This is a genomic window from Streptosporangium sp. NPDC050148 (genome assembly GCF_055586505.1).
Window position 1 is genome coordinate 211,798 of record NZ_JBVJIA010000005.1, and the last position, 22,495, is coordinate 234,292.

Annotated in this window: 19 protein-coding genes; 14 read left to right on the forward strand and 5 right to left on the reverse strand. The window is 72.0% G+C overall.

Annotated elements, in window-relative coordinates; translation table 11 throughout:
* The first annotated feature begins 187 nt into the window (after positions 1-187).
* The 6 genes from gatC to ACZ6RT_RS07355 all read left to right on the forward strand — a co-directional run bounded on the left by gatC (position 188) and on the right by ACZ6RT_RS07355 (position 6,148).
* Positions 188-487 carry an Asp-tRNA(Asn)/Glu-tRNA(Gln) amidotransferase subunit GatC gene (gene gatC / locus ACZ6RT_RS07330; protein ID WP_362799866.1) on the forward strand — a complete coding sequence of 100 codons (300 nt, stop codon included), beginning with the start codon at positions 188-190 and terminating at the stop codon, positions 485-487.
* Positions 484-1,980 carry an Asp-tRNA(Asn)/Glu-tRNA(Gln) amidotransferase subunit GatA gene (gene gatA, locus ACZ6RT_RS07335; RefSeq protein WP_470152549.1) on the forward strand — a complete coding sequence of 499 codons (1,497 nt, stop codon included), beginning with the start codon at positions 484-486 and terminating at the stop codon, positions 1,978-1,980. Before gatC ends, gatA begins: the two co-directional genes overlap by 4 nt.
* A 161-nt stretch (positions 1,981-2,141) precedes the next feature.
* On the forward strand, positions 2,142-3,230 hold the full coding sequence (locus tag ACZ6RT_RS07340) for an AAA family ATPase (protein ID WP_470152550.1): 1,089 nt from the start codon (positions 2,142-2,144) through the stop codon (positions 3,228-3,230).
* Entirely contained in the window at positions 3,227-3,796 is a 570-nt protein-coding gene (locus ACZ6RT_RS07345; RefSeq protein ID WP_344894080.1) for a hypothetical protein, read from the forward strand. The genes ACZ6RT_RS07340 and ACZ6RT_RS07345 overlap by 4 nt, the downstream gene beginning before the upstream one ends.
* Positions 3,797-3,962: 166 nt before the next feature.
* A complete protein-coding gene (gene gatB, locus ACZ6RT_RS07350; RefSeq protein WP_470152551.1) occupies positions 3,963-5,468 on the forward strand; it encodes an Asp-tRNA(Asn)/Glu-tRNA(Gln) amidotransferase subunit GatB in 1,506 nt (501 codons plus the stop codon).
* Positions 5,469-5,767: 299 nt separating this feature from the next.
* On the forward strand, positions 5,768-6,148 hold the full coding sequence (locus ACZ6RT_RS07355; RefSeq protein ID WP_470152552.1) for an SH3 domain-containing protein: 381 nt from the start codon (positions 5,768-5,770) through the stop codon (positions 6,146-6,148).
* Positions 6,149-6,211: 63 nt separating this feature from the next.
* On the opposite strand, the gene ACZ6RT_RS07360 is transcribed toward ACZ6RT_RS07355, so the two are convergent.
* Positions 6,212-6,529, reverse strand: a complete 318-nt coding sequence (locus ACZ6RT_RS07360) for a DMT family transporter (protein WP_344894089.1) — start codon at positions 6,527-6,529, stop codon at positions 6,212-6,214.
* Positions 6,530-6,534: 5 nt separating this feature from the next.
* Positions 6,535-7,266 carry an SDR family NAD(P)-dependent oxidoreductase gene (locus ACZ6RT_RS07365; RefSeq protein ID WP_470152553.1) on the reverse strand — a complete coding sequence of 244 codons (732 nt, stop codon included), beginning with the start codon at positions 7,264-7,266 and terminating at the stop codon, positions 6,535-6,537.
* Between the two features lie 99 nt (positions 7,267-7,365).
* Between ACZ6RT_RS07365 and ACZ6RT_RS07370 the strand changes: the two genes are divergently transcribed.
* Complete coding sequence (locus ACZ6RT_RS07370; protein ID WP_399186498.1) at positions 7,366-7,950, forward strand: TetR family transcriptional regulator; 585 nt, start codon at positions 7,366-7,368, stop codon at positions 7,948-7,950.
* Positions 7,951-8,002: 52 nt separating this feature from the next.
* Here the strand turns inward: ACZ6RT_RS07370 and ACZ6RT_RS07375 are convergent, their stop codons facing one another.
* From ACZ6RT_RS07375 to ACZ6RT_RS07385, 3 genes are read right to left on the reverse strand one after another with little or no spacing between them, the layout of a single operon-like run.
* Positions 8,003-9,496 carry a tripartite tricarboxylate transporter permease gene (locus tag ACZ6RT_RS07375; RefSeq protein WP_470152554.1) on the reverse strand — a complete coding sequence of 498 codons (1,494 nt, stop codon included), beginning with the start codon at positions 9,494-9,496 and terminating at the stop codon, positions 8,003-8,005.
* Positions 9,496-10,014, reverse strand: coding sequence for a tripartite tricarboxylate transporter TctB family protein (locus tag ACZ6RT_RS07380; protein WP_470152555.1), 519 nt, complete (start codon positions 10,012-10,014; stop codon positions 9,496-9,498). The genes ACZ6RT_RS07375 and ACZ6RT_RS07380 overlap by 1 nt, the downstream gene beginning before the upstream one ends.
* A complete protein-coding gene (locus ACZ6RT_RS07385) occupies positions 10,014-10,979 on the reverse strand; it encodes a Bug family tripartite tricarboxylate transporter substrate binding protein (RefSeq protein ID WP_470152556.1) in 966 nt (321 codons plus the stop codon). The genes ACZ6RT_RS07380 and ACZ6RT_RS07385 overlap by 1 nt, the downstream gene beginning before the upstream one ends.
* Positions 10,980-11,150: 171 nt before the next feature.
* Between ACZ6RT_RS07385 and ACZ6RT_RS07390 the strand changes: the two genes are divergently transcribed.
* The 7 genes from ACZ6RT_RS07390 (at position 11,151) to ilvN (ending at position 22,476) form a co-directional block, all read left to right on the forward strand.
* Complete coding sequence (locus ACZ6RT_RS07390) at positions 11,151-12,905, forward strand: ATP-binding protein (RefSeq protein ID WP_470152557.1); 1,755 nt, start codon at positions 11,151-11,153, stop codon at positions 12,903-12,905.
* Positions 12,902-13,600, forward strand: coding sequence for a response regulator (locus tag ACZ6RT_RS07395; RefSeq protein ID WP_399186493.1), 699 nt, complete (start codon positions 12,902-12,904; stop codon positions 13,598-13,600). Before ACZ6RT_RS07390 ends, ACZ6RT_RS07395 begins: the two co-directional genes overlap by 4 nt.
* Before the next feature lie 246 nt (positions 13,601-13,846).
* Positions 13,847-15,727 carry a VanW family protein gene (locus tag ACZ6RT_RS07400; protein ID WP_470152558.1) on the forward strand — a complete coding sequence of 627 codons (1,881 nt, stop codon included), beginning with the start codon at positions 13,847-13,849 and terminating at the stop codon, positions 15,725-15,727.
* A 421-nt stretch (positions 15,728-16,148) separates the two neighbouring features.
* The gene (locus ACZ6RT_RS07405; RefSeq protein WP_470152559.1) at positions 16,149-17,057 is read left to right on the forward strand and encodes a 2-hydroxyacid dehydrogenase; all 909 of its coding nucleotides are present in this window, start codon (positions 16,149-16,151) and stop codon (positions 17,055-17,057) included.
* 260 nt (positions 17,058-17,317) lie between these two features.
* Positions 17,318-19,981 (forward strand): putative bifunctional diguanylate cyclase/phosphodiesterase, encoded by a 2,664-nt coding sequence (locus ACZ6RT_RS07410; RefSeq protein WP_470152560.1) that lies wholly within the window; start codon positions 17,318-17,320, stop codon positions 19,979-19,981.
* A 195-nt stretch (positions 19,982-20,176) separates the two neighbouring features.
* The gene (locus ACZ6RT_RS07415; protein WP_399186673.1) at positions 20,177-21,955 is read left to right on the forward strand and encodes an acetolactate synthase large subunit; all 1,779 of its coding nucleotides are present in this window, start codon (positions 20,177-20,179) and stop codon (positions 21,953-21,955) included.
* A complete protein-coding gene (gene ilvN, locus ACZ6RT_RS07420; protein WP_344894122.1) occupies positions 21,952-22,476 on the forward strand; it encodes an acetolactate synthase small subunit in 525 nt (174 codons plus the stop codon). Before ACZ6RT_RS07415 ends, ilvN begins: the two co-directional genes overlap by 4 nt.
* Positions 22,477-22,495 lie beyond the last annotated feature (19 nt).

Consider the following 22,495-nt stretch of genomic DNA (forward strand, 5'->3'; position numbering starts at 1 on the left):
CGCGGGCCCCGTATCCGCCCGCCTTCGCCCGCCTCACCGGGCCCGGCCCGGTCCGGTGAGGGTCACAGGGGGGCCGTACGGGGATCGCGATGTGATCGCGGCGGGGTCAATGAGTCGGGAGCCTCAGGTCGCGAGCCATAGGATGACAGTGTCCAATTGACATTTCAGGAAACGGGTTCAACGACTCATGTCCGCCATAACCCGCGACGAGGTCGCTCACCTCGCCCGGCTCTCCCGGCTGGCGCTGGCCGACGAGGAGCTCGACCACTTCGCCGCCCAGCTCGATGTGATCATCGGTGCGGTCGCCCGCGTCGCCGAGGTGGCGGCCGACGACATCCCGCCGTCCTCGCACGCGCTCCCGCTCACCAACGTCTTCCGTCCCGACGAGGTCCGGCCCGGCCTGACCCCCGAGGCGGCGCTCGCCGGCGCCCCGGCGGTCGAGGACGGCCGCTTCCGCGTGCCGCGCATCCTCGGGGAGGAAGCATGAGCCTCATCCGCAAGACCGCCGCCGACCTGGGCGCGATGATCGCGAGCGGCGAGGTCTCCGCCGTCGAGGTCGCCCAGGCCCACCTCGACCGGATGGCCGAGGTCGAGCCGAAGGTCAACGCCTTCCTGCACGTCGACGCCGAGACCACCCTGGAGCAGGCGCGGGCCGTCGACGCCCGCCGTGCCGCCGGTGAGGAGCTGGGCCCGCTGGCCGGTGTGCCGATCGCGCACAAGGACGTCTTCACCACCTCCGACATGCCGACCACGGCCGGATCGAGGATCCTCGAGGGCTGGCGGCCGCCGTACGACGCGACCGTGACCCGGCGCCTGCGCGAGGCCGGGCTGGTGATCCTCGGGAAGACCAACCTGGACGAGTTCGCGATGGGCTCCTCCACCGAGAACTCCGCCTACGGCCCCACCCGCAACCCGTGGGACCTGTCGCGCATCCCCGGCGGCTCCTCGGGCGGCTCCTCGGCCTCGGTCGCCGCGTACGAGGCCCCGCTGTCCACCGGCACCGACACCGGCGGCTCGATCCGCCAGCCCGCCGCGGTCACCGGCATCGTGGGCATGAAGCCGACCTACGGCGGCTCGTCCCGCTACGGGCTGATCGCCTTCGCCAGCTCGCTGGACACCCCCGGCCCCTTCGCCCGGACCGTGCTGGACGCCGCCCTGCTGCACGAGGCGTTCTCCGGCCACGACGTCATGGACTCCACCTCGGTCGACGCCCCGGTGCCCTCGGTGGTCGAGGCGGCGCGCAACGGCGACGTGGCGGGCCTGCGCGTCGGCGTGGTCAGGGAGTTCGGCGGCCAGGCCGAGGGCTACCAGCCCGGCGTGCTGGCCCGCTTCCAGGAGAGCGTGGAGCTGCTGGAGTCGCTGGGCGCGAAGGTCGTCGAGGTCTCCTGCCCGTCGTTCACCACCGCCCTGCCGGCGTACTACCTGATCGCCCCCTCGGAGTGCTCGTCCAACCTGGCCCGCTTCGACGCCATGCGCTACGGCCTGCGGGTCGGCGACGACGGCACGCGCAGCGCCGAGGAGGTCATGGCCCTGACCCGGGCCCAGGGCTTCGGCCCCGAGGTCAAGCGCCGGATCATCCTGGGCACGTACGCGCTCTCCAGCGGGTACTACGACGCCTACTACGGCCAGGCGCAGAAGGTCCGCACGCTCATCGCGCGCGACTTCGAGGCCGCCTTCCAGCAGGTGGACGTGCTCATCTCGCCGACGACCCCCACCACGGCGTTCCCGATCGGCGAGCGCGCCGACGACCCCATGGCCATGTACCTGGCCGACCTGTGCACGATCCCGTCCAACCTGGCCGGCAACGCGGCCATCTCGGTGCCGTGCGGCCTGGCCGACGAGGACGGCCTGCCGGTCGGCCTGCAGATCATGGCCCCGGTGCTCGGCGACGACCGCTGCTACCGGGTCGGCGCCGCGGTCGAGCAGGCCCTGCGGGACCGCTGGGGCGGCGACCTGCTGTCCCGGGCCCCGGAGCTGTAGGGGACGGGTTCCGGCACATCGGGATTTCCAGGGCCCGTGGACCCGGGGCGACAGGACACCGGGACGGCAGGGGCGTCAAGGGCGCCGGGGGCGCCGAGGACGTCAAGGGGCGTCGGGGACGTCGAGGCCAGGGGGCGACAGGTGACAGGGAGAACGGCGGCATGATCACTCGGATCGAGATCGACGGGTTCAAGTCCTTCTTGAACTTCGATCTCGATGTGCCGCCCTTTCTCGTGCTGGTCGGCCCGAACGCGAGCGGCAAGTCGAACCTCTTCGACGCGGTCGCGTTCGTGGCCGCCGAGATCGAGGGGGCCGGCGGGCTGTTCGGCGCGACCCGAGGGCTGCCGGGCGACCAGTTCCACCGGGTCGCCCAGGGCTCGGCCGTGCCCGGCTTCGTGGTCTCGGTGGAGGCGATGGTCGCCCCCGAGCCGAGGTCGGTCGTGCCGATCAGGTTCGACGTGGGGGCGGAGATGGTGCTGAAGATCCCCAGGTCCAGCGGGGCCGTCGTCAGCCACGTGGCACAGCAGATCCCCCCGGAGCTGCTGGAGCTCATGATCGCCGACCCGGACCCGGAGGGCACGCCCCGCCGTACGGTCCGGTCCTGGCGCCGTTACGCGCCCTCGCCCGCGGCGATGCGCCGCCGCTGCCCGGCGGCCGACGCCGGGCCGCTCGCGGCCGACGGCGCGAACCTGGCCGCGGTGCTGGGCCGGATGGCCGGCACCGAGGCGATGACCGACCTCACGGTGGACCTGGCCGGGGTGGTCCCCGACGTCGCCGACCTGGTGCCGCGCACCGACCGGGGCGAGTGCTCCTTCGAGCTGGTCGTCGACGGGCAGGGGACGGTCCCGGCCGCGCTGCTGTCCGACGGCACGCTGCGCGTCCTGGGCCTGCTGGCCGCCCTGCACGACCCCGACCACCCGGGCACGCTGCTGGTGGAGGAGATCGAGAGCGGCGTCCACCCGGTCCGCCTGGGCGAGCTGCTCCGCCGGGTGCGCCGGAGGGTCACCGTTCCCGGGGGGCCGGAGCCGCTGCGGCAGGTGATCATCACCAGCCAGTCCCCGGTGGTCGTCGCGGAGGTCTACCGGACCGAGCCGGAGGCGCTGACGTTCCTCGACACCGCGGTCCGCGTCGACCCCGACAACGACCGGGTGTCGCGGGTGACGGTGGCCAAGCCGATCCAGCCGGACGGCGAGCCGGGCACGTTCGTCTCGCCCCGGCAGGTCCGCAAGTACCTGGGCGCGGCGGCGTGAGCAGCCGTCCGCTGGTTCCGGGACTCGTCGCCGAGGGGGAGGCCGACGAGGGCTTCCTCGGCATCGTGATCTCCCGGCAGCTGCGCGAGCTCACCTGGATGTCGCCGCACGCCGTCGACGTCGAGGCGACCGAGGTCGTCTCCTGCGACCGGGAGCGCCTGGTCGCCGCGCTGGAGGAGCTCGCGGCCGACTGCCACCTGCTGTTCACGCACGACGAGCAGCGGGAACGCCGCAGGCGCGACAGCGTCCGCTACCACTCGCACTACCTGGTGCCGGTGATCGGCCTGGGCGAGACCGAGGGCTGGCTGCTGGCGGACCGGGCCGTGTGGGCGGGGCTGGAGGGCAGCGACCTGAGCCTCCTGCCGTCCCGTCCCCGCGAGGTCGACAGGATCGCCGACCCCGCCGGGGTGCTCGCCGCGACCGTCCCCCGGCGCGGCAAGCCGGTGCGCGACTACTTCGAGTACGTAGGACGCAACATCGATCTCGCCGTCCTGGCACAGGTGCCCGCCTACGCGAACTGGGTGGCCGAGACGAGGAACGCGTTGAAGGGACTCGGCTATCTATGACGCGGACATCCATGACGCAGGTTTTCGCAACGCACGTTTTCACGACGCAGATTCTCACGGCGCGGGACGCGGGCACGGTGGGCACGGGCCGGTCCCGGCGCACCGGGCGCCCCGGCGCGCGAGGAACGATCGCTCCGCGGAGCGGAAGAGGAATGGTGAACGACCGATGAGCACCGAGACGTTGATGCCGTACGACGAGGCGCTGGAGCGCTTCGAACCGGTGCTGGGCCTGGAGACGCACGTCGAGCTGGGTACGGCGTCGAAGATGTTCTGCGGCTGCTCGACCACGTTCGGCGCCCCGCCGAACACGCACGTCTGCCCGGTCTGCCTGGCGCTGCCCGGTTCGCTGCCGACGGCCAACGCCGCCGCGATCGAGTCGACGATCCGCATCGGCCTGGCGCTCAACTGCTCCATCGCCGAGTGGTGCCGCTTCGCCCGGAAGAACTACTTCTATCCGGACATGCCGAAGAACTACCAGATCAGCCAGTACGACGAGCCGCTCTGCTTCGACGGGTACCTCGACGTCGAGGTCGACGGCAGGACCGTCAGGGTCGAGATCGAGCGCGTCCACCTGGAGGAGGACACCGGCAAGTCCACCCACGTGGGCGGCGCGACCGGCCGCATCCACGGCGCGGACTACTCGATCGTCGACTACAACCGCGCGGGCATCCCGCTCGTGGAGATCGTCACCAAGCCGATCCCGGGGACCGACCGGCTGGCCCCCGAGGTCGCCCGCGCGTACGGGACCGAGCTGCGCGAGCTGGTGCGCGGGCTCGGCGTCTCGGACGTGCGCATGGAGGAGGGCTCCATGCGGTTCGACGTGAACGTCTCCCTCATGCCGCGCGGCTCCTCGGAGTGGGGGACGCGTACCGAGACCAAGAACGTCAACTCGCTGCGCAGCGTCGAGCGTTCGGTCCGCGGTGAGATCGAGCGCCAGGCCGCGATCCTGGCCTCCGGCGGCCGGATCATCCAGGAGACCCGCCACTTCCACGAGAACACCGGCACCACCACCTCGGGACGGTCCAAGGAGGAGGCGCAGGACTACCGCTACTTCCCCGAGCCCGACCTGGTGCCGATCGCCCCCGACCCGGCCTGGGTCGCCACGCTCAAGGCCGCCCTGCCCGAGCTGCCGAGCGTGCGGCGCAAGCGGCTCCAGCAGGAGTGGGGCGTGTCCGACCTGGACATGGCGGCCATGCACAACGCCGACGCCATCGCGCTGGTCGAGGCGACGGTCGCCGCGGGGGCCCCGCCCGCGGACGCCCGCAAGTGGTGGATGGGTGAGCTGGCCCGCCGCGCCAACGAGTCCGCGGTCCCGCTGAGCGCGCTGCCGATCACCCCGGACCAGATCGCCCGGGTGTGCGCGATGGTCGCCGGGGGCGCGCTGAACGACAAGCTGGCCCGCCAGGTGCTGGAGGGCGTGCTGAACGGCGAGGGCTCCCCGGACGAGGTGGTGGCCGCCCGCGGCCTGCAGATCGTCAACGACGAGGGCGAGCTGATGGAGATCATCGACCGGGTGCTTGCCGAGAACGCCGACGCGGCCGACAAGGTGCGCGGCGGCAAGGTGGCCGCCGTCGGCGCGCTGGTGGGCGGGGTCATGAAGGCCAGCCGGGGCAAGGCCGACGCCGGCCGGGCCCGGGAGCTCATCCTGGAGCGCCTCGGCGTCTCGGGCTGACCGAGGGGCCCCGGCTCCGGCCGGGGCCCGTTCGGGGACCCTTCTCGACGGGAGGGCGGTCCCGCACGTCCGTTCTCCGATGGGTAGGGCCCGGATCTCCGATGGGTAGGGCCCGGACGAACACGGCCGGCCCGGACGGACACGTCTGAAAAGCGCGGGACCCTCGACGATTTTATGTGGTAATTCGCATTTCTGGAATTCACCAGCTATTGACGGAATTCGTGATTACTTGCACAGTGATCACGGCACTCTCGCCATTCACTCCGGTATGACCTGACCTCACGATCGGAAGAATGCACATGAGAAGATTCCTGGCCTCCGCGGCCATGGCGCTGGTGGCTTTCGCGGGGACGGCCGCCATGGCGGTTCCCGCCTCCGCGACCCCCGTGACCGGCGGTTCCGTCCTGTCCGCGGTCCCGGGGATAGACGCCGTGATCATCGCCGACGGGGTACGCCTGAGATCGACCCCGGGCGGCTCCAAGGTCATCGGTTATCTCTACTACGGCGATTACGGCCAGGTCGGTACGAGCTCGACGAACGGCTGGTGCTATTTCCGGCTGGGCGGGCGATCGGCCTCCGGATTGCCCGCGGGCACCGCGGGATGGGTCTCGTGCAGTTATCTGGCGAGAGAGGACGGCCTCGGGTACGACGGGCCGGCCGTCGACACCCTGGCGGGGTGAGCCCGGAATCCCGGGCCCGGCATCCCGGGCCCGGCATCCCGGCCCGGCATCCCGGGCCGGGCGTCATCCCTCCAGGAGCTTGAGGCCGATGACGCCGAGCAGGATGAGCGCCAGGCAGGCCAGCCGGGCGGGTGCCGCGCTCTCGCCCAGGGCGACGATGCCCGCGACCGCGACCCCGAGCGCGCCGAGCCCCACCCAGACGGCGTACGCGGTGCCCATGGGAAGGGTCTTGAGGGCGAAGGTCAGGATGACGAAGCTCAGGGCCGCGGTCGTCACCCCGACGACCGTCGGCCAGAGCCGGGTGAAGCCGTCCGAGCGTTCGAGCGCGGTGGCCCAGACGATCTCCAGCATGGCCGCGAGGACGAGCAGGAACCAGGCCATGACGGTTAGGCCGTGGTGCCCGCGTCGACGACGACGGCGGCACCGGTGATGTTCCTGCCGCCCTCGCCCGCCAGGTGGGCGACGGTGGCGGCGATGTCGGCCGGGTCGCAGTAGCGGCCCAGCGCGGAGAAACGCCGCTCCTCCTCGGCCTCCTCGCCGTCGGCCGGGTTCATCTCGGTGTCGGTCGATCCGGGGTGGACGAGGTTGGCCGTGATGCCGCGCGGCCCCAGATCCCTGGCCAGCCCCTTGGTCAGGCCGGTCAGCGCGGACTTGCTCATCGCGTACAGGGTCCAGCCCGGGTACGGCACCCGCTCGGCGAGGCTGCTGCCGATGCAGATGATCCGTCCCCCCTCCCTCATGTGCCGGGCGGCGGCCTGGGCCAGTACGAACGAGGCGCGGGCGTGGATCGCCAGGGTGGCGTCCACCTCGGCGAGCGTCACCTCCTCCAGCGGCCCGTACGGGGCGATGCCCGCGTTGCTCACCAGGACGTCGATCCGCCCGAACTCGGCGACCGTGCGCTCGACCGCCGCGACCAGCGCGCCGGCGTCGGCGGCCTCGGCCTCCAGGGCCAGGCCGCGGGCACCGGCGGCCTCGATCCGTGTGACGACCGCCGCGGCCCGCTCCGCCGAGCGCGCGTACGTGATGACGACGTCGGCACCTTCGGAGGCCAGGCGGACGGCGACGGCGGCGCCGATCCCGCGGCTCCCCCCGGTGACGAGCGCGACCCTGCGTGTCATGTCTTCTCCTCATACGGAATGCGTTCCGCTTGACCATAAAACGGAATGCATTCCGTTTGCAAGCCCGTCGGGCGTCCCGTGACCGTCTAACCTGTGACCGTGGACGCCGTCACGAACCCGCGCCCCGAGCGGGTGGACGCGGCGCGCAACCGGATGAAGATCCTTGCCGCCGCGGCCGACATCGTCGCCGCCCGCGGCGTCGAGGGGCTGGCGATGGCCGAGGTGGCCGCCGCGGCGGGCGTCGGCGTCGGCACCCTGTACCGCCGGTTCGGCGATCGCTCGGGGCTGGCGTACGCGCTCATCGACGAGCGGGAGCGCGAGTTCCAGGCGGCGTTCATCGAGGGACCGCCGCCGCTCGGGCCGGGCGCCGACGCGCCCGCCCGGATCCGCGCCTTCCTGCACGCCCTCGTCGACAGGACCGTGGAGCAGCTGGACCTGCTGCTCATGGCCGAGACGGCGACCCCGTTCGCCCGTTTCGGCGGTGCCTACGACGCCTACCACGCCCACCTGTCGCTGCTCGTCACGCGGGCCAGGCCCGGTGCGGACGCCCCCGTCCTGGCCGACGCGTTGCTGGCGCCGCTGGCCGCCCCGCTGCTCGCGCACCGGCTGCGCGGGAACCGGCCGGTGACGCCCGAGCGCGTCAAGGCGGCACTGGACGACCTGCTGGCCACGCTCACGGCCTGAGCGCCCGGGGCCCACCCGTCCTGGGGTCAGGCGGCCGAGGGCGGGGGCGGGGTCAGGCGGCGCGGCGGGCGACCGCCTTCCTGATCAGGGGCGTCAGCAGCGCCAGGAGCGCCACGACGAGCAGCGTCGCCGCGATCGGGCTCCTGACCAGCACCGTCACGTCACCCGCGCCGATGGCCAGGGCCCGGCGGAGCTGGATCTCGGCCATCGGGCCCAGGATCAGGCCGATCACCGCGGGGGCGACCGGCAGGCCGAAGCGGCGCATCGCGAAACCGAGCAGCCCCAGCAGGTAGAGGATGACCAGCTCCACCCAGGAGGAGTTCAGCGCGTAGACGCCGAGCGCCGCGAACAGCACGATCCCCGAGTACAGGTACGGCCGGGGGATGTGCAGCACCCTGGCCCAGAGCGGGGCCAGCGGCAGGTTGAGCACCAGCAGCATGGTGTTGCCCACGAACAACGACGCGATCATGCCCCAGACCAGCGCCGGGTTGTGGTCGAACAGCTGGGGCCCCGGCTGCAGGCCGTACTGCTGGAAGGCCGCCAGCAGGATCGCGGCCGTCGCCGAGGTGGGAAGGCCCAGGGTGAGCAGCGGGACCAGGGTGCCGGCCGCCGAGGCGTTGTTGGCGGCCTCGGGACCGGCGACCCCCTCGATCGCGCCGTTGCCGTACTCCTCGCGGGCGACCCCGCGGGCCATCCGCTTCTCGATCGAGTACGACAGGAACGTGGGGATCTCCGCGCCCCCGCCGGGCAGCGCGCCGAACGGGAAACCCAGCGCGGTGCCGCGCAGCCACGGCCGCCAGGAGCGCGACCAGTCCGAGCGGCCGAGGAACGCCCGGCCGACCGGGATCACCTCCGGCGGGCCGTGCCGCAGCCGGGAGGCGACGTAGAGCACCTCGCCCATCGCGAACAGGCCGACCGCGACGATCACCACGTCGATGCCGTCGAGCAGCTGGGGCACCCCCAGGGTGAGCCGGGCCTGCCCGGTCTGCTGGTCGATGCCGACCAGCCCGATGACCAGGCCGAGCCCGAGCGAGGCCAGCCCCCGTACGACCGAGCGGGACAGCACCGACGAGACGGCGGTGAAGGCGAGCACGGCCAGCGCGAAGTAGTCCTCCGGGCCGAAGGAGATCGCGAAGTCCACCACCAGGGGCGCCGCCAGGACCAGCAGCGCCGTGGCGATGGTGCCCGCGACGAACGAGCCGATCGCGGCGGTCGCGAGCGCCTGCGCGGCCCGTCCGCGCCGGGCCATCTTGTTGCCCTCCAGCGCGGTGATCATCGAGGAGCTCTCACCGGGCGTGTTGAGCAGGATCGAGGTGGTCGACCCGCCGTACATGCCGCCGTAGTAGATGCCCGCGAACATGATGAACGCGCTGGCCGGGGGGACGGTGAAGGTGATCGGCAGCAGCAGCGCCACGGTCATCGCCGGGCCGATGCCGGGCAGTACGCCCACCAGCGTGCCCAGCGTGACGCCCGCCAGCGCGTACAGCAGGTTGACCGGGGTGAGGGCGGTGGCGAAGCCCTCCATCAGCAACCGGAACGATTCCACTAGATCACCCCGGAGAGCAGCCCGGCCGGCAGCGTCACGCCCAGGCCCTTGACGAAGGCCAGGTAGGTGGCCGTGGACAGCAGAATCGCGATCACCGCCGCGCGCGGCCGGTGGGCGGCGCCCAGCGTGACCGACAGGCCGAAGAACAGCAGCGCGCCCGCGACGATCCAGCCCAATAGGTCGAGCAGCCCGGCGAAGGCCAGGAAGATCACGCTGACCAGCGCGACCGTGCGCCAGTCGGCCCGCACTCCGGTGTCGGCGTCCTCGGCCTCCTCGGGGTCCCCGTGCCCGCCCCTGAGCACGTCGATCACGTAGCACAGCCCGGTCAGCAGCATCGCCCCGCCGACCAGGACCGGGAAGAACCGCGGCCCCGGCCCGAGCGCGGCGCCCGCGGTGCCCACGTCGGCGGTGCCGACGATCACGAACGCGCCCAGCGCGAGCACCAGCGCCGCCAGCCCCAGCTCGGGCCGCCGCCACGACCGGCCGGGGCCGGTGGACGGGTCCTCGACGGGGGACATCAGGAGACGAGGCCCATCTCCGCGATGACCGCCTTGACCCTGGCCTGCTCGGCGGTGAGGAAGTCGGCGAACGGCTTGCCGGTCTGGAAGACGTCGGTCCAGCCGTTCTTGGTGACCGCGTCCTTCCAGGCCGGCGAGGCGTGCATCTTCGTGACCAGGTCGGTGAGCCTCTTCGTGGCCTCGGCGTCCAGCCCGCCGGGCGCGACGAACCCCCGCCAGTTGGCCAGCCGCACGTCCAGGCCGCCCTCGACGAGGGTGGGGGCGTCCACGTTGCCGAGCCTGGCGGGTGAGCTGACGCCGAGTGCGCGCAGCTTGCCCGACTTCACGTGCTCGGCGAACTCGCCGATGCCGGAGATCCCCACGGCCACCTTCTCGCCGAGCAGCGCGTTCAGCGCCTCGCCACCACCGGAGTGGGCGATGTAGTTGACCCGCTTGGGGTCGATTCCCGCGGCCTTGGCCATCAGGCCGGCCACGATGTGGTCGGTGCCCCCCGCGGAACCGCCCGCGACGGCGACCTTCGCGGGGTCGGCCCTCCACGCCGCCACCAGGTCGGCCAGCGTCTTGTACGGCGACGCCGCGGGGACCACGACGATCTCGTACTCCTCGGTCAGCTTGGCGATGGGCGTGGTGTCGGCCAGGGTGACCTTCGACCTGTTCTGCTCCACCGCGCCGACCATCACCAGCCCCATGGTCATCAGCAGGTCGCCGTTGCCCTTCTCGCCCGCGAGCTGGGCGAGTCCGATGGTGCCGCCCGCGCCGGGCACGTTGTACACCTCGACCTTGCGGGAGGGCTCGGCGGCCTTCAGCGCCTCCGCGGCCACGCGGGAGGTCTGGTCCCAGCCGCCTCCCGGGGCGGCCGGGGCCATGATTCTCAGCGCGCTCACGCCCGAGCCCCCGCCCGAACCGCAGGCGGTGAGGGCGGTGAGGGACACCACCGCGAGGGCGGCCAGCCTCCGAAGACGCATTGCAACTCCCAACAACGTAAGTACAGCGTGGTGAGGATGGTGGGCCCCGTCGCCTCCCCTGTCGATCCTTTGCGTGTTTGCCGTCGTATCGGTCATATTGGTCACACCTCCCGCGATCCCGCCGTTACCTCGGGCTGCTTTCATCGAGACCCCTGACCTGGGAGTCATCTCGTGCGACGCCTGCTGAACGCCTCGCTCGGCACCCAGCTCTTCGTCCTGCAGACGGTGATCGTCGTCCTCGCGGTCGGCGGTACGGCCGGTGTCTGGATGGAGCACACCCGAGGCCTGCTGGACCGGCAGTACCAGCAACGCGCCCTGGCGATCGCCGAGTCGGTGGCCGGGCTGCCCCAGGTGCGGGAGGCGTTCACCAGGGCCCGGCCCGAGCTGAGCCTGCAGCCGATCGCGGTCGGCGTGCAGGCGGCCACCGGCGCGGACTACGTGGTGATCGCCAACCGCGAGCAGATCCGCTACGCCCACCCCAACACGGCCCTGATCGGCAAGAGGCTCTCCACCGACGGCTCGGAGGTGCTGGCCGGCGGGCAGACCTGGACCGGCGTGCAGACCGGCACCCTGGGCCGCTCGGTCCGCGGCAAGGCGCCGATCTTCGACTCCGCCGGCCGCGTCATCGGCCTGACCTCGGTCGGCATCCTGGAGGCCACCGTCGCCGACCGGCTCGGCGAGGCGCTCCCGCCGCTGCTGTGGACGGTGCTGGCGGTCCTGGTCGCCGGGTCGGCCGCCACCGCCCTGATCGCGAGAAGGGTCCGCCGCCAGACGTTCGGCCTGGAACCGCGGGAGATCGCGGCCCTGCTCGAACAGCGCGAGGGCGTCCTGCACGGCGTCAAGGAGGGGGTGCTCGCCCTCGACCTCGCAGGACGGGTGACGCTGGTCAACGACGCGGCCCGCGACCTGCTCGGCCTGTCCCAGGACGACGTCGGCCGCAGCCTGCGGGAGATGCCGCTGTCGGACCGGATGCGGGACGTGCTGGACGGCGCGGACCCGGGGGAGGACCGGGTGGTGCTCCACCGCGACCGGGTCCTGGTCCTCAACCGGACCCCGGTGGCGGTCCGCGAACGGCGCAGCGGCTGGGTGGTCACCCTGCGGGACCGGACCGAGCTGGTCCGGCTGACCCGCGAGCTCGACCAGGCCAGCACCACGACCGGTGCGCTGCGCGCGCAGGCCCACGAGTTCGCCAACCGCATGCACACCGTGGTCGGCCTGCTGGAACTGGGCGAGCACGAGACCGCGGTCAGCTACATCACCCAGACCACCGAGGCCTACAGCAGACACGCCTCCGGGATCCGGGAGAAGGTCGCCGACCCGACGCTGGCGGCGCTGCTGCTGGCCAAGTCGGCCGAGGCGGCCGAGCGGGGCGCCACCCTGACGCTGTCGGAGGACTGCCGGGTGGAGGAGGGCATGCTCGGCGACCCGCACGACGCGGTCCTGGTGGCCGGCAACCTGGTCGCCAACGCCCTGGACGCGCTGCAGGAGAGCGGCGGCACGGTGGAGGTCTCGGTCCGCACCGAGGCGGACGGGCTGCACCTGCGGGTCGGCGACTCCGGCCCCGGTATCACCCCCGAGCTGGTCCAGGAGGTGTTCCGCGAGGGCTTCACCACCAAGGCCGCCCTGGCCGGGCCCCGGGGCCTGGGGCTGGCCCTGACCCGCCAGACGTGCGCGCGGCGGGGCGGGTGGGTGCGGGTGCACAACGCCGGCGGCGCCGTCTTCACCGCCTTCCTCCCGGTCCCGCCCGCGGAACGTACGGCCGGGCCGTCCCCGGCGGGGGGCCCTGCGGTCTCGCCGGTACCGTCCCCGGCCGATCCGCCCGCGTCGTCCCTGGCGGGCCCGCCCGCGTCGTCCCCGGCCGCGGGTCCGTCCGCGTCGTCCCCGGCGGGCTCGCTCGCGCCGTCCGAACGGGAGGCGACGGGATGAGCGGCGAGCGCGGACCGGCGCGGGAGATCCGCGTGCTGGTCGTGGACGACGACTTCATGGTGGCCAGGATCCACGCCGGCTACGTCACCAGGACGCCCGGCTTCACCGTCGCCGGCGTCGTGCACACCGGGCAGGCCGCGATCGAGTCGGCCGCGGAGTGCGGGCCCGACCTGGTGCTGCTCGACATCTACCTACCGGACATGTCGGGACTCGACGTGCTCGGGACGCTCAGGAGCGCCTCGCACCCGGTGGACGTCCTGATGATCACCGCCGCGCGCGACGTGACGACGGTCCGGGCCGCCATGCGCGGCGGCGCGGTCAACTACCTGATCAAACCCTTCACCGCCCGCGCCCTCACCGAACGTCTCGAACGGTACGCCGAGACCCACCGGCGGCTGGCCGGCCTCGGCGACGAGACCCGCCAGGAGGAGGTCGACCGGCTCTTCGGGGCGGTCAGGGGGGTCCCGCCACCGTTGCCCAAGGGGCTCTCGGTCACCACCTGCGCGCTGGTCGCGTCCGCGCTCAGGGAGAGCGGCACCGACCTGTCCGCGGCCGAGGCGGCGGCGGCCACCGGCCTGTCCCGGGTGAGCGCGCGCCGGTACCTGGAGTACCTCTGCACGGCCGGTCAGGCCGAGCTGCGGCCCAGGTACGGGACCGCGGGCCGGCCCGAACACCGATACCGCTGGACGGGCTGATTTGTTATTCCTTTTTAGACGGTGGTCATCCGATGTGGTTTAGGGTTGCCGGAGGTGAATGCTGCGAGGCAGGAGGAGACGGAGGCCGTGCGGAACGCCGGAGCGTCTGTGAACCCGCCGACCGACCCCTTCGAAGGGGTTCCGCTTCCCTCCGACCCCGTCCCGCCGGGCGCCCGCGAGCCACGACTCCCTCCGGCAGGACGGCAGCCCGGCCCGTCCAGGAACGGCTCCCGCCTGCCGCCCGGCGTGTCGTCCGACATCTTCGGCCCCACCGGCCTCGGCGGCTCCAGCGGGCCCGGCCGTGGATCGCCGGTCATCCCGCCCGCCGCGGACCCCCCGCAGCCCTGGCAGATGCCGCCCCCGCCCGAGCGCCCCTCCCCGCGCGACGAGCCCACGCTGGTCCCCGGCGGTGACGGGGGTTTCCCCCGGCCGGAAGGGTCCCGCTTCGAGGAGCCGCCCCCGCGCAGCCGCAGGGGGCGCAGGATCTTTCTGATCGTCCTCGCCGTCCTGTTCGTCGCCGGGCTCGTGTACGCGGTACCGGCGGTCGTCATGTCCGGCAAGGTGCTGCCGGGCACCACCGTACGGGGCGTCGACATCGGCGGGCTGACCGTGACCGAGGCGGCCGACGAGCTCAGGGAGCGCCTGAGCGCCGCCGCGTCCGAGGAGATGACCCTGCTGGCCGCGGGCAAGCGCTTCACGCTCGACCCCGACAAGGCCGGGCTGGAGTTCGACGTCGTCGCCACCATCAACCAGGCCCCCAGTGGCTTCCCGAGCCCCGGCCAGGTCTGGAGGGCCCTCACCGGCACCACCGAGCTCGACCCCGAGGTCTCCTCCGACCGCGAGACGCTGAACGGCGCGGTGGACGACCTGGCCAGGAAGATCGACCTCAAGGTCCGGGAGGGCTCGGTCACCTTCAAGGGGGTCGAGCCCGTCGTCGTGACGCCCCGTGACGGCCGGGAGCTGGAGCGGGAGGCGGCGGCCGCCGCGATCGAGGACGCCTTCCTCGGCCCGGCGCGGGAGGTCCGCCTCCCGGTCTCGGTGATCAAGCCCAAGGCCTCGGCCGCCGCGGTGCGGAAGGCCGCGGCCGGCGCGGCCAGGGCACTGTCCGGACCGGTCACCCTCACCTCCTCCGGCAGGCAGGTCCTGCTGCCGGTGGAGACCCTCGCGGCGCACCTGTCCTTCGAACCGGACGCCTCCGGCGACATGCGCCCGGTGTTCGACGCCGGGAGCGCCGTCGCCTCGGTGGAGAAGGGGCTCATCGATCCGGCCACGGCCCCGCGCGACCCCACGTTCCGGATCGTCGGGGGAGAACCGAGACTGGTGCCCGGCCGCAAGGGGAAGGGCATCGACGACGAGCGGCTCGCCACGGACGTGGCGGAGATGGTACGCCGCGACGGCGACCGGACGATCCCGGTGGCCCTGACCACCGTCCAGCCCCGCATGTCCGACGCCGAGGCCCGCGGGCTCGGCATCAAGGAGCGGATCAGCCAGTTCACCACCTTCTACGACTGCTGCCCGCCACGCGTCACCAACATCAAGACGATCGCCCGGCTCCTGGACGGCTACCTGGTGAAACCGGGCGAGACCTTCTCGCTCAACGAGATCGTCGGCCGGCGCGACACGGCCCGCGGGTTCGTGCCCGCTCCCATGATCGAGGGGGGCAGGCTGGTCGACTCGGTCGGCGGCGGCATCTCCCAGTTCGCCACCACCATGTACAACGCCGTGTTCTTCGGCGGGCTCGAGGACGTGCAGCACGTGGCCCACGAGTTCTACATCCCCCGCTACCCGGCCGGGCGCGAGTCCACGGTCTCCTGGCCCCAGCCGGACTTCCGCTGGAAGAACGACTCGCCGTACGGGGTGCTGGTGAAGACCTCGGCCGACGACAGGGGCGTCACGGTCGCCTTCTGGAGCACCAAGCGCTACGAGATCGAGTCGATCTCCTCCGAGCGGTACAACGTGACCCCGTTCGAGAACGCCACCGACACCGGCCCCGACTGCATCGAGATGATCGGCCAGCAGGGGTTCACGATCGACGTCTGGCGCATCTTCAAACAGGACGGCAAGGAGATCAAGCGCGTCAAGAAGACGACGGTCTACAAGCCCGAGACCAACCTCACCTGTTCCTAGGCGACGCTGCGCGTCGCGGTGAAGCCGCTTGGATCCGGCTCCTTCCCTCGTCGGGAGGAATCGCTCGTTCCTCACGATTCCGCCCTCCTCAGTCCAGTCGCCGGCGCGGCTTCACAGGTCCGGCGAATGTGTTGATTGGGCCTGTGAGATCTGTCCATGGCGACGCTGCGCGTCGTGGTGAAGCCGCTTGGATCCGGGCTCCATCCCTTGTCGACGAGGCTTCACAGGTCCGGTGGCTGTTTTTGTGGTGATGCGCAGCGTCGCCTTGGGGTTGTGAGGCCGCGCCGGCGACTGGACCGAGGAGCGAAGGAGCGAAGCGGATGAGCGACGAGGGAAGGAGCCGGATCCGAGCGGTCTCACCGCGACGCGAAGCGTCGCCATAGACACGCGTCGCCGTGAGCACAACACTCATAATGCCTCCATGAAGATCTGGGTTCCCTCCAAGGCCGCCGCCGATGTTCTGTGTGATCTGCCCGAGGTGGAGTGCGTCGTCTACGACGGCACGGAGCCGGTGCCGGAGGGGGCGCACGAGGCCGAGGTCTGGATCCCGCCGCTGATGCCGGTGGCGGACCTGCCCGCGCTGCTCGGCCGGATGACCGGGCTGCGGCTGCTGCAGACCGTCACGGCGGGGGTCGACGCCTACCTCCCGCACCTTCCGGAGGGGGTGACGCTCTGCAACGCCCGGGGCGTGCACGACGCGGGCACCGCCGAGTGGGCCGTGGGGGCCATGATCGCGGTGCTCCGGGAGTTCCCGGGGTTCGCGCGGGCGCAGGCGCGGGGTGAGTGGACCTACCACCACACCGGGGTGCTGGCCGACTCGACCGTGCTGATCGTGGGGTACGGCTCGATCGGTGAGGCGCTGGAGCGCAGGCTCGGCGGTTTCGAGGTGGACGTGGTCCGGGTGGCCAGGACCGCCCGGCCCGGCGTGCACGGCCTGGACGAGCTGCCCGGGCTGCTGCCCGGCGCCGACGTGGTGGTGCTGCTGGTGCCCTCCACCCCCGAGACCACCGGCATGGTGGACGCGGGGTTCCTGGCGGCGATGAAGGACGGGGCCGTCCTGGTGAACGCGGCCAGGGGGCCGGTGGTCGACACCGGCGCGCTCGTGGCCGCGCTGCAGGGAGGCCGGATCCTGGCCGCGCTCGACGTCACCGACCCCGAGCCGTTGCCGCCGGACCACCCGCTGTGGACGGCTCCGGGGGTCTTCGTCACCCCGCACGTCGCGGGCAGCAGCCCGGCGTCCGTACGGCGCACGCTGAAGCTCCTCCGCTCCCAGCTGCTGCGTTACCTGGCGGGCGAGCCGCTCAAGAACGTGATCACGGGTTCTTACTGACCGGCAAAGGAATCCTGACCGTGGCTGCCTCGTGACCTGTGCTGCGTACCTTCGTCAGAAGCGGTCTGGTCCCCGCGGTTATCAGATCGGTGACGACTGCGGTGTTGTCACCCCTCGCGTGAGCCGGACGGCACACACTTGGCCTGTGCCGGTGTGGGCTCCGAGACGTGACGGAGCGCTCGCGCCGGCGGCGTGAGCGCGGCGAGCAAGGGACGCTGCAGAGCGAGAGACACCGAGACGACACCGATGGGCAGACGACATTGATCCGCTGGCGTGACCCCCGGGTACCGCTGACCGCCGCCGCCATCGGCGTGCTGGGGCTCGTTGCCGCGCTTCTGAGCGGGGCCACGGCCGTGGTCGTGGAGGCGGTGGCGGGCGTCGTCACCGCCGCGGCCGCCGCGGGATCGCTGTTCGCCGCGGCCTCCAGGACGGTCGGCCGGCGCAGAGCGCTGGCCTGGCGCTGGCTGGCGGGCGGCTCGGCCACCTGGCTGGTCGGGGTCGGCGTCCGGCCGATCGCGGACGGCACGCCCTTCGTGGTGACCTTCGCCGACCTGGTGCTGCTGGCCGGTACGGCGATGCTCGCCGTCGGCACCGGCCTGTCGGCGGCCAGGCCCGCCCGGGGGCACGCGCTGCTGCGCGACCTCGCCGACTCCTACGTGTGCGCGGCCTCCATCGTGGTGATCCTGTGGGTGACGCTGGTCGGACCGGCCTCCCGCGGGGCCGGGGACGCAGGGGACATCGCGGTCACGTTCGCCTCGCCCCTGTTCTGCCTGATCCTCGCCTGCGTGGTGGGCCCGGCCGTGGTGCCGGTCCGCCGGTCGGCCTGGCCGGTCGGCCTGGCCGCGCTGGCCGTGCTGGCCGCCGTCGCGGCCTCGGAGACGATCACCGCGCTGGCCCGGGTCGGCGGTGAGACGCCGTCGCTCACCTGGGTCTGGCTGGCCCCGGCCGCCTTCCTCGTGCTGGCCGCGGTCCCGTGGAGCGGGCCCGCGACGCAGCCGTACGACCCCGGCGACGACGAGATGTCGGCCCGTGAGAGCACGTCCTCGCTGATCGCGGCGGTGCCGCTCTTGCTGGTCGCGGTGGCCACCGTCGTGGTGCTGCTGCGGGTGGCCGGTGACGGCGGGGTCCAGGGGTCGCCGATGGTCCTGTCCCTGGTGTGCGCCTCGATCGTGGCCGTCCTGGTGGGCCGGTTGTTCGTGATGCTGGTGGAGACCGGGCGGCTGCGCAGGCTGGTCCACCAGGGCGAGCGGCAGCTGAACGACCTCGCCGAGAGCACCGGGGACGTGGTCCTGGTCTGCGACCACGAGGGCGTGGTGCACCGGATCGGCGAGGGCGTCGAGATCACCTACGGGTACCGTCCCGCCGACCTGGTCGGAGGGACGATCTTCGACTACATCCATCCCGAGGACGTGCCGGGGATCCGGGCGGCGCTGAGCGTGATGAGCCTGGAGGACGAGCCGTCCGAGGGGCCGGGGGCGTGCATGGTCGCCTGCCGGGTCCGGGCCTCCGACGGCACCTGGCGGCCCGCCGAGTCGGTGGCCACCCGGCACGTGGGCGGGGAGGACCTGCTGCTGGTCACCACCCGCGACGTCAGCGACCAGGAGGCGCTGCGCAACCAGGTCGCCCACCTGACCTTCCACGACGGCATCACCGGCCTGCCCAACCGCGCCTACTTCGAGGAGCGCACCCGGGAGGTGCTGGCCCGTCCCGGCGCGAGCAGCGCGGCCGTGGTCTTCCTGGACCTGGACGGTTTCACCGCGGTGAACGACTCGGTCGGCCACGCCAGCGGCGACTACCTGCTGGGCCAGGCGGCCCGCAGGCTCCGCGCCACCGTACGGGCCGACGACACCCTGGCGCGCTGGGGCGGCGACGAGTTCGCGGTGCTGCTGGAGGGGGCGGCCGACGCCCAGACCGCGGTGGACCTGGCCGAGCGGCTGGTCCGTACGGTCTCCTCCGAGCCGTTCCGGGTGGCCGACCGCGACATCGCGCTGACCGCGAGCGTCGGGGTGGCCTTCGCCGACGACGACGTCACCTCAGGAGACCTGATCCGCAACGCCGACGTGGCAATGGCCAGGGCCAAGGAGCTCGGCGGGCGCCGGGTCGAGGTGTTCGCCGCGCACATGCACGCCGACGTGGTACGGCGCCTGGAACTGGCCGCCGACCTGCAGCGGGCGCTGCTGGAGAACCAGTTCGCGATCGAGTACCAGCCCGTGGTCGACCTGGCCACCTCGCGGGTCACCGCGGTCGAGGCGCTGGTGCGCTGGTGCCGGGCCGGGGAGTTCGTCCCGCCCGAGCAGTTCCTCGGGCCGGCCGAGGACACCGGCCTGATCGTGCCGCTGAGCGAGTGGATCCTGCGCGAGTCCTGCCGGGAGGTGGCCGCCTGGCGCGCCTCGGCCTGGGAGATCGGACTCTCGCTCAACCTGTCGGCCCGGCAGATCATGGCGCCCCGTTTCGTGGAGACCGTCGAGTCGGCCCTGGGCGAGAGCGGCCTGCCGCCCAGCGCGCTGACCCTGGAGGTCATCGAGGAGATGCTGGTCGAGGACGCCGAGGAGACCATCGTCCGCCTGTCCGAGCTGCGCGCCCTGGGCGTCCGGCTGGCGATCGACGACTTCGGCACCGGGTACGCCTCGCTGGCGTTCCTGCGGCAGCTCCCGGTCGACATGATCAAGATAGATCCGTCCTTCGTGTCCGGGCTGGGCCGGGACGAGACGCTGACCCTGCTGACCCGCACGATCGTGCGGCTCGGGCACGACCTCGGGCTGATCGTGGTGGCCGAGGGCATCGAGCGGCCCGAGCAGCTGGAGCTGCTGCGCGAGATGGGCTGCACCCGGGGCCAGGGATTCCTGGTGGCGCGCCCGATGGCGGCGCGCGGGGTGGACTCGCTGATGCGCACCAGCCTCTCCAGCCTCGGTTCGCCCGCCTGACGTCATATCTCACGATCTGAGATACCTGTCCATGGATTTGACGCGGACACACCGGGTCGGCCATGGTGGAGCCATGCAGCTTCACCGTGGGATTCTCGTAGTACTTCGCCGGCGCGCAGGCCGATAGCCGAAGCACTACGACCTGCGCGCCGCCCCAGCTCCGCCGACCAGGTGGAATGGGGCCTTTTTTATGCCATCACGCATGCTCAGCCAGCCACAAGGAACGAGCCGATGACCGAACAGATGACAGGAGCCCAGGCCCTCGTGAGGGCGCTGGAGAACGTCGGGGTCGACACCGTGTTCGGGATCCCCGGCGGCGCGATTCTGCCCGCCTACGATCCGCTCTACGACTCGACCAAGGTCCGGCACGTGCTCGTACGGCACGAGCAGGGCGCCGGGCATGCGGCGCAGGGGTACGCGCAGGCCACCGGCAGGGTCGGGGTGTGCATGGCCACCAGTGGTCCCGGCGCGACCAACCTGGTCACCCCGATCGCCGACGCGTACATGGACTCGGTCCCGATGGTCGCCATCACCGGCCAGGTGGCCAGCGCGGCGATCGGCACCGACGCCTTCCAGGAAGCCGACATCTCCGGCATCACCATGCCGATCACGAAGCACAACTTCCTGGTCACCGAGGCCGCGGAGATCCCCAGGACGATCGTGGAGGCCTTCCACATCGCCTCCACCGGCCGTCCCGGCCCGGTGCTGGTCGACATCGCCAAGGACGCCCTCCAGGCGAAGATGACCTTCCAGTGGCCGGTCGTCATGCAGCTGCCCGGTTACCGTCCGGTGACCCGGCCGCACTCCAAGCAGATCCGCGAGGCGGCCAAGCTGATCGTCGAGGCCAGGCGGCCGGTCCTGTACGTGGGCGGCGGCGTGCACCGGGCCGGGGCGTCGCCGGAGCTGCTGGAGTTCGCCGAGCTGACCGGCATCCCGGTGGTCACCACCCTGATGGCGCGGGGCACCTTCCCCGACAGCCACCCTCAGCACATGGGCATGCCCGGCATGCACGGCTCGGTGTCGGCCGTCGGCGCGCTGCAGAAGTCCGACCTGATCATCGGTCTCGGCGTCCGCTTCGACGACCGCGTCACCGGTGACCTGTCGACCTTCGCCCCGTACGCGAAGGTGGTGCACGCCGACATCGACCCGGCGGAGATCTCCAAGAACCGGCACGCGGACGTCCCGATCGTGGGCGACTGCAAGGAGGTCATCACCGAGCTGATCGCGGCGGTGCGCAACGAGGGCCGCAAGGGCGACTACACCGACTGGTGGACGGCGCTGAACACCTACAAGGCGACCTACCCGCTGGGCTACACCGAGTTCGAGGACGGCTCGCTGGCCCCGCAGTACGTCATGGAGCGGCTGAGCGCGGTCGTCGGCCCGGACGCCATCTACACCGCGGGCGTCGGCCAGCACCAGATGTGGGCCGCGCAGTTCATCGGCTACGAGAGGCCCGGCAGGTTCATCAACTCCGGCGGCGCCGGCACGATGGGCTTCTCGCTGCCCGCGGCGATGGGCGCCAAGATGGGCCGTCCCGACACCACGGTCTGGGCCATCGACGGCGACGGCTGCTTCCAGATGACCAACCAGGAGCTCGCCACCTGCACGATCGAGGGCGTGCCGATCAAGGTCGCGATCATCAACAACGGTAACCTGGGCATGGTCCGCCAGTGGCAGACGCTCTTCTACAACCAGCGCTACTCCAACACCGACCTGCAGACGGTGCGCAGGATCCCGGACTTCGTCAAGCTCGCCGAGGCCTACGGGTGCGTGGGCCTGCGCTGTGAGCGGCCCGAGGACGTGGACGAGACGATCCGGAAGGCGATGGAGATCAACGACGTGCCGGTCGTGGTCGACTTCGTGGTGCACCAGGACGCCATGGTGTGGCCGATGGTCGCCGCCGGTACCAGCAACGACGACATCAAGTTCGCGCGCGACATGGCGCCGGTGTGGGACAGCGAGGACGACGCATGAGCAGGCACACGCTCTCGGTGCTGGTGGAGAACAAGCCGGGCGTGCTCGCGCGCGTCGCGTCGCTGTTCAGCCGGCGCGGGTTCAACATCGACTCCCTGGCGGTCGGGCCGACCGAGCACGCGGACATCTCCAGGATGACCATCGTGGTCAACGTCGCCGACCTCCCGCTGGAGCAGGTCACCAAGCAGCTCAACAAGCTCGTCAACGTGTTGAAGATCGTGGAGCTGGACCCGGCGCAGGCGGTGCAGCGCGAGCTGACGCTGATCAAGGTGCGGGCCGACTCGGAGAACCGCTCCAGCGTGCTGGAACTGGTCAACCTGTTCCGGGCACGCTGCGTCGACGTCTCCTCGGACGCGGTGACCATCGAGGTCACCGGGACGCCGGACAAGCTGCAGGCATTCATCAAGGTCCTCGAGCCGTTCGGCATCAAAGAGCTCGTCCAGTCGGGCATGGTGGCCATCGGCCGCGGAGCCCGTTCCATCACCGACCGTTCTCTCCGGGCCCTGGACCGGACCGCGTAACGCGCGCAGAGAAACCCGA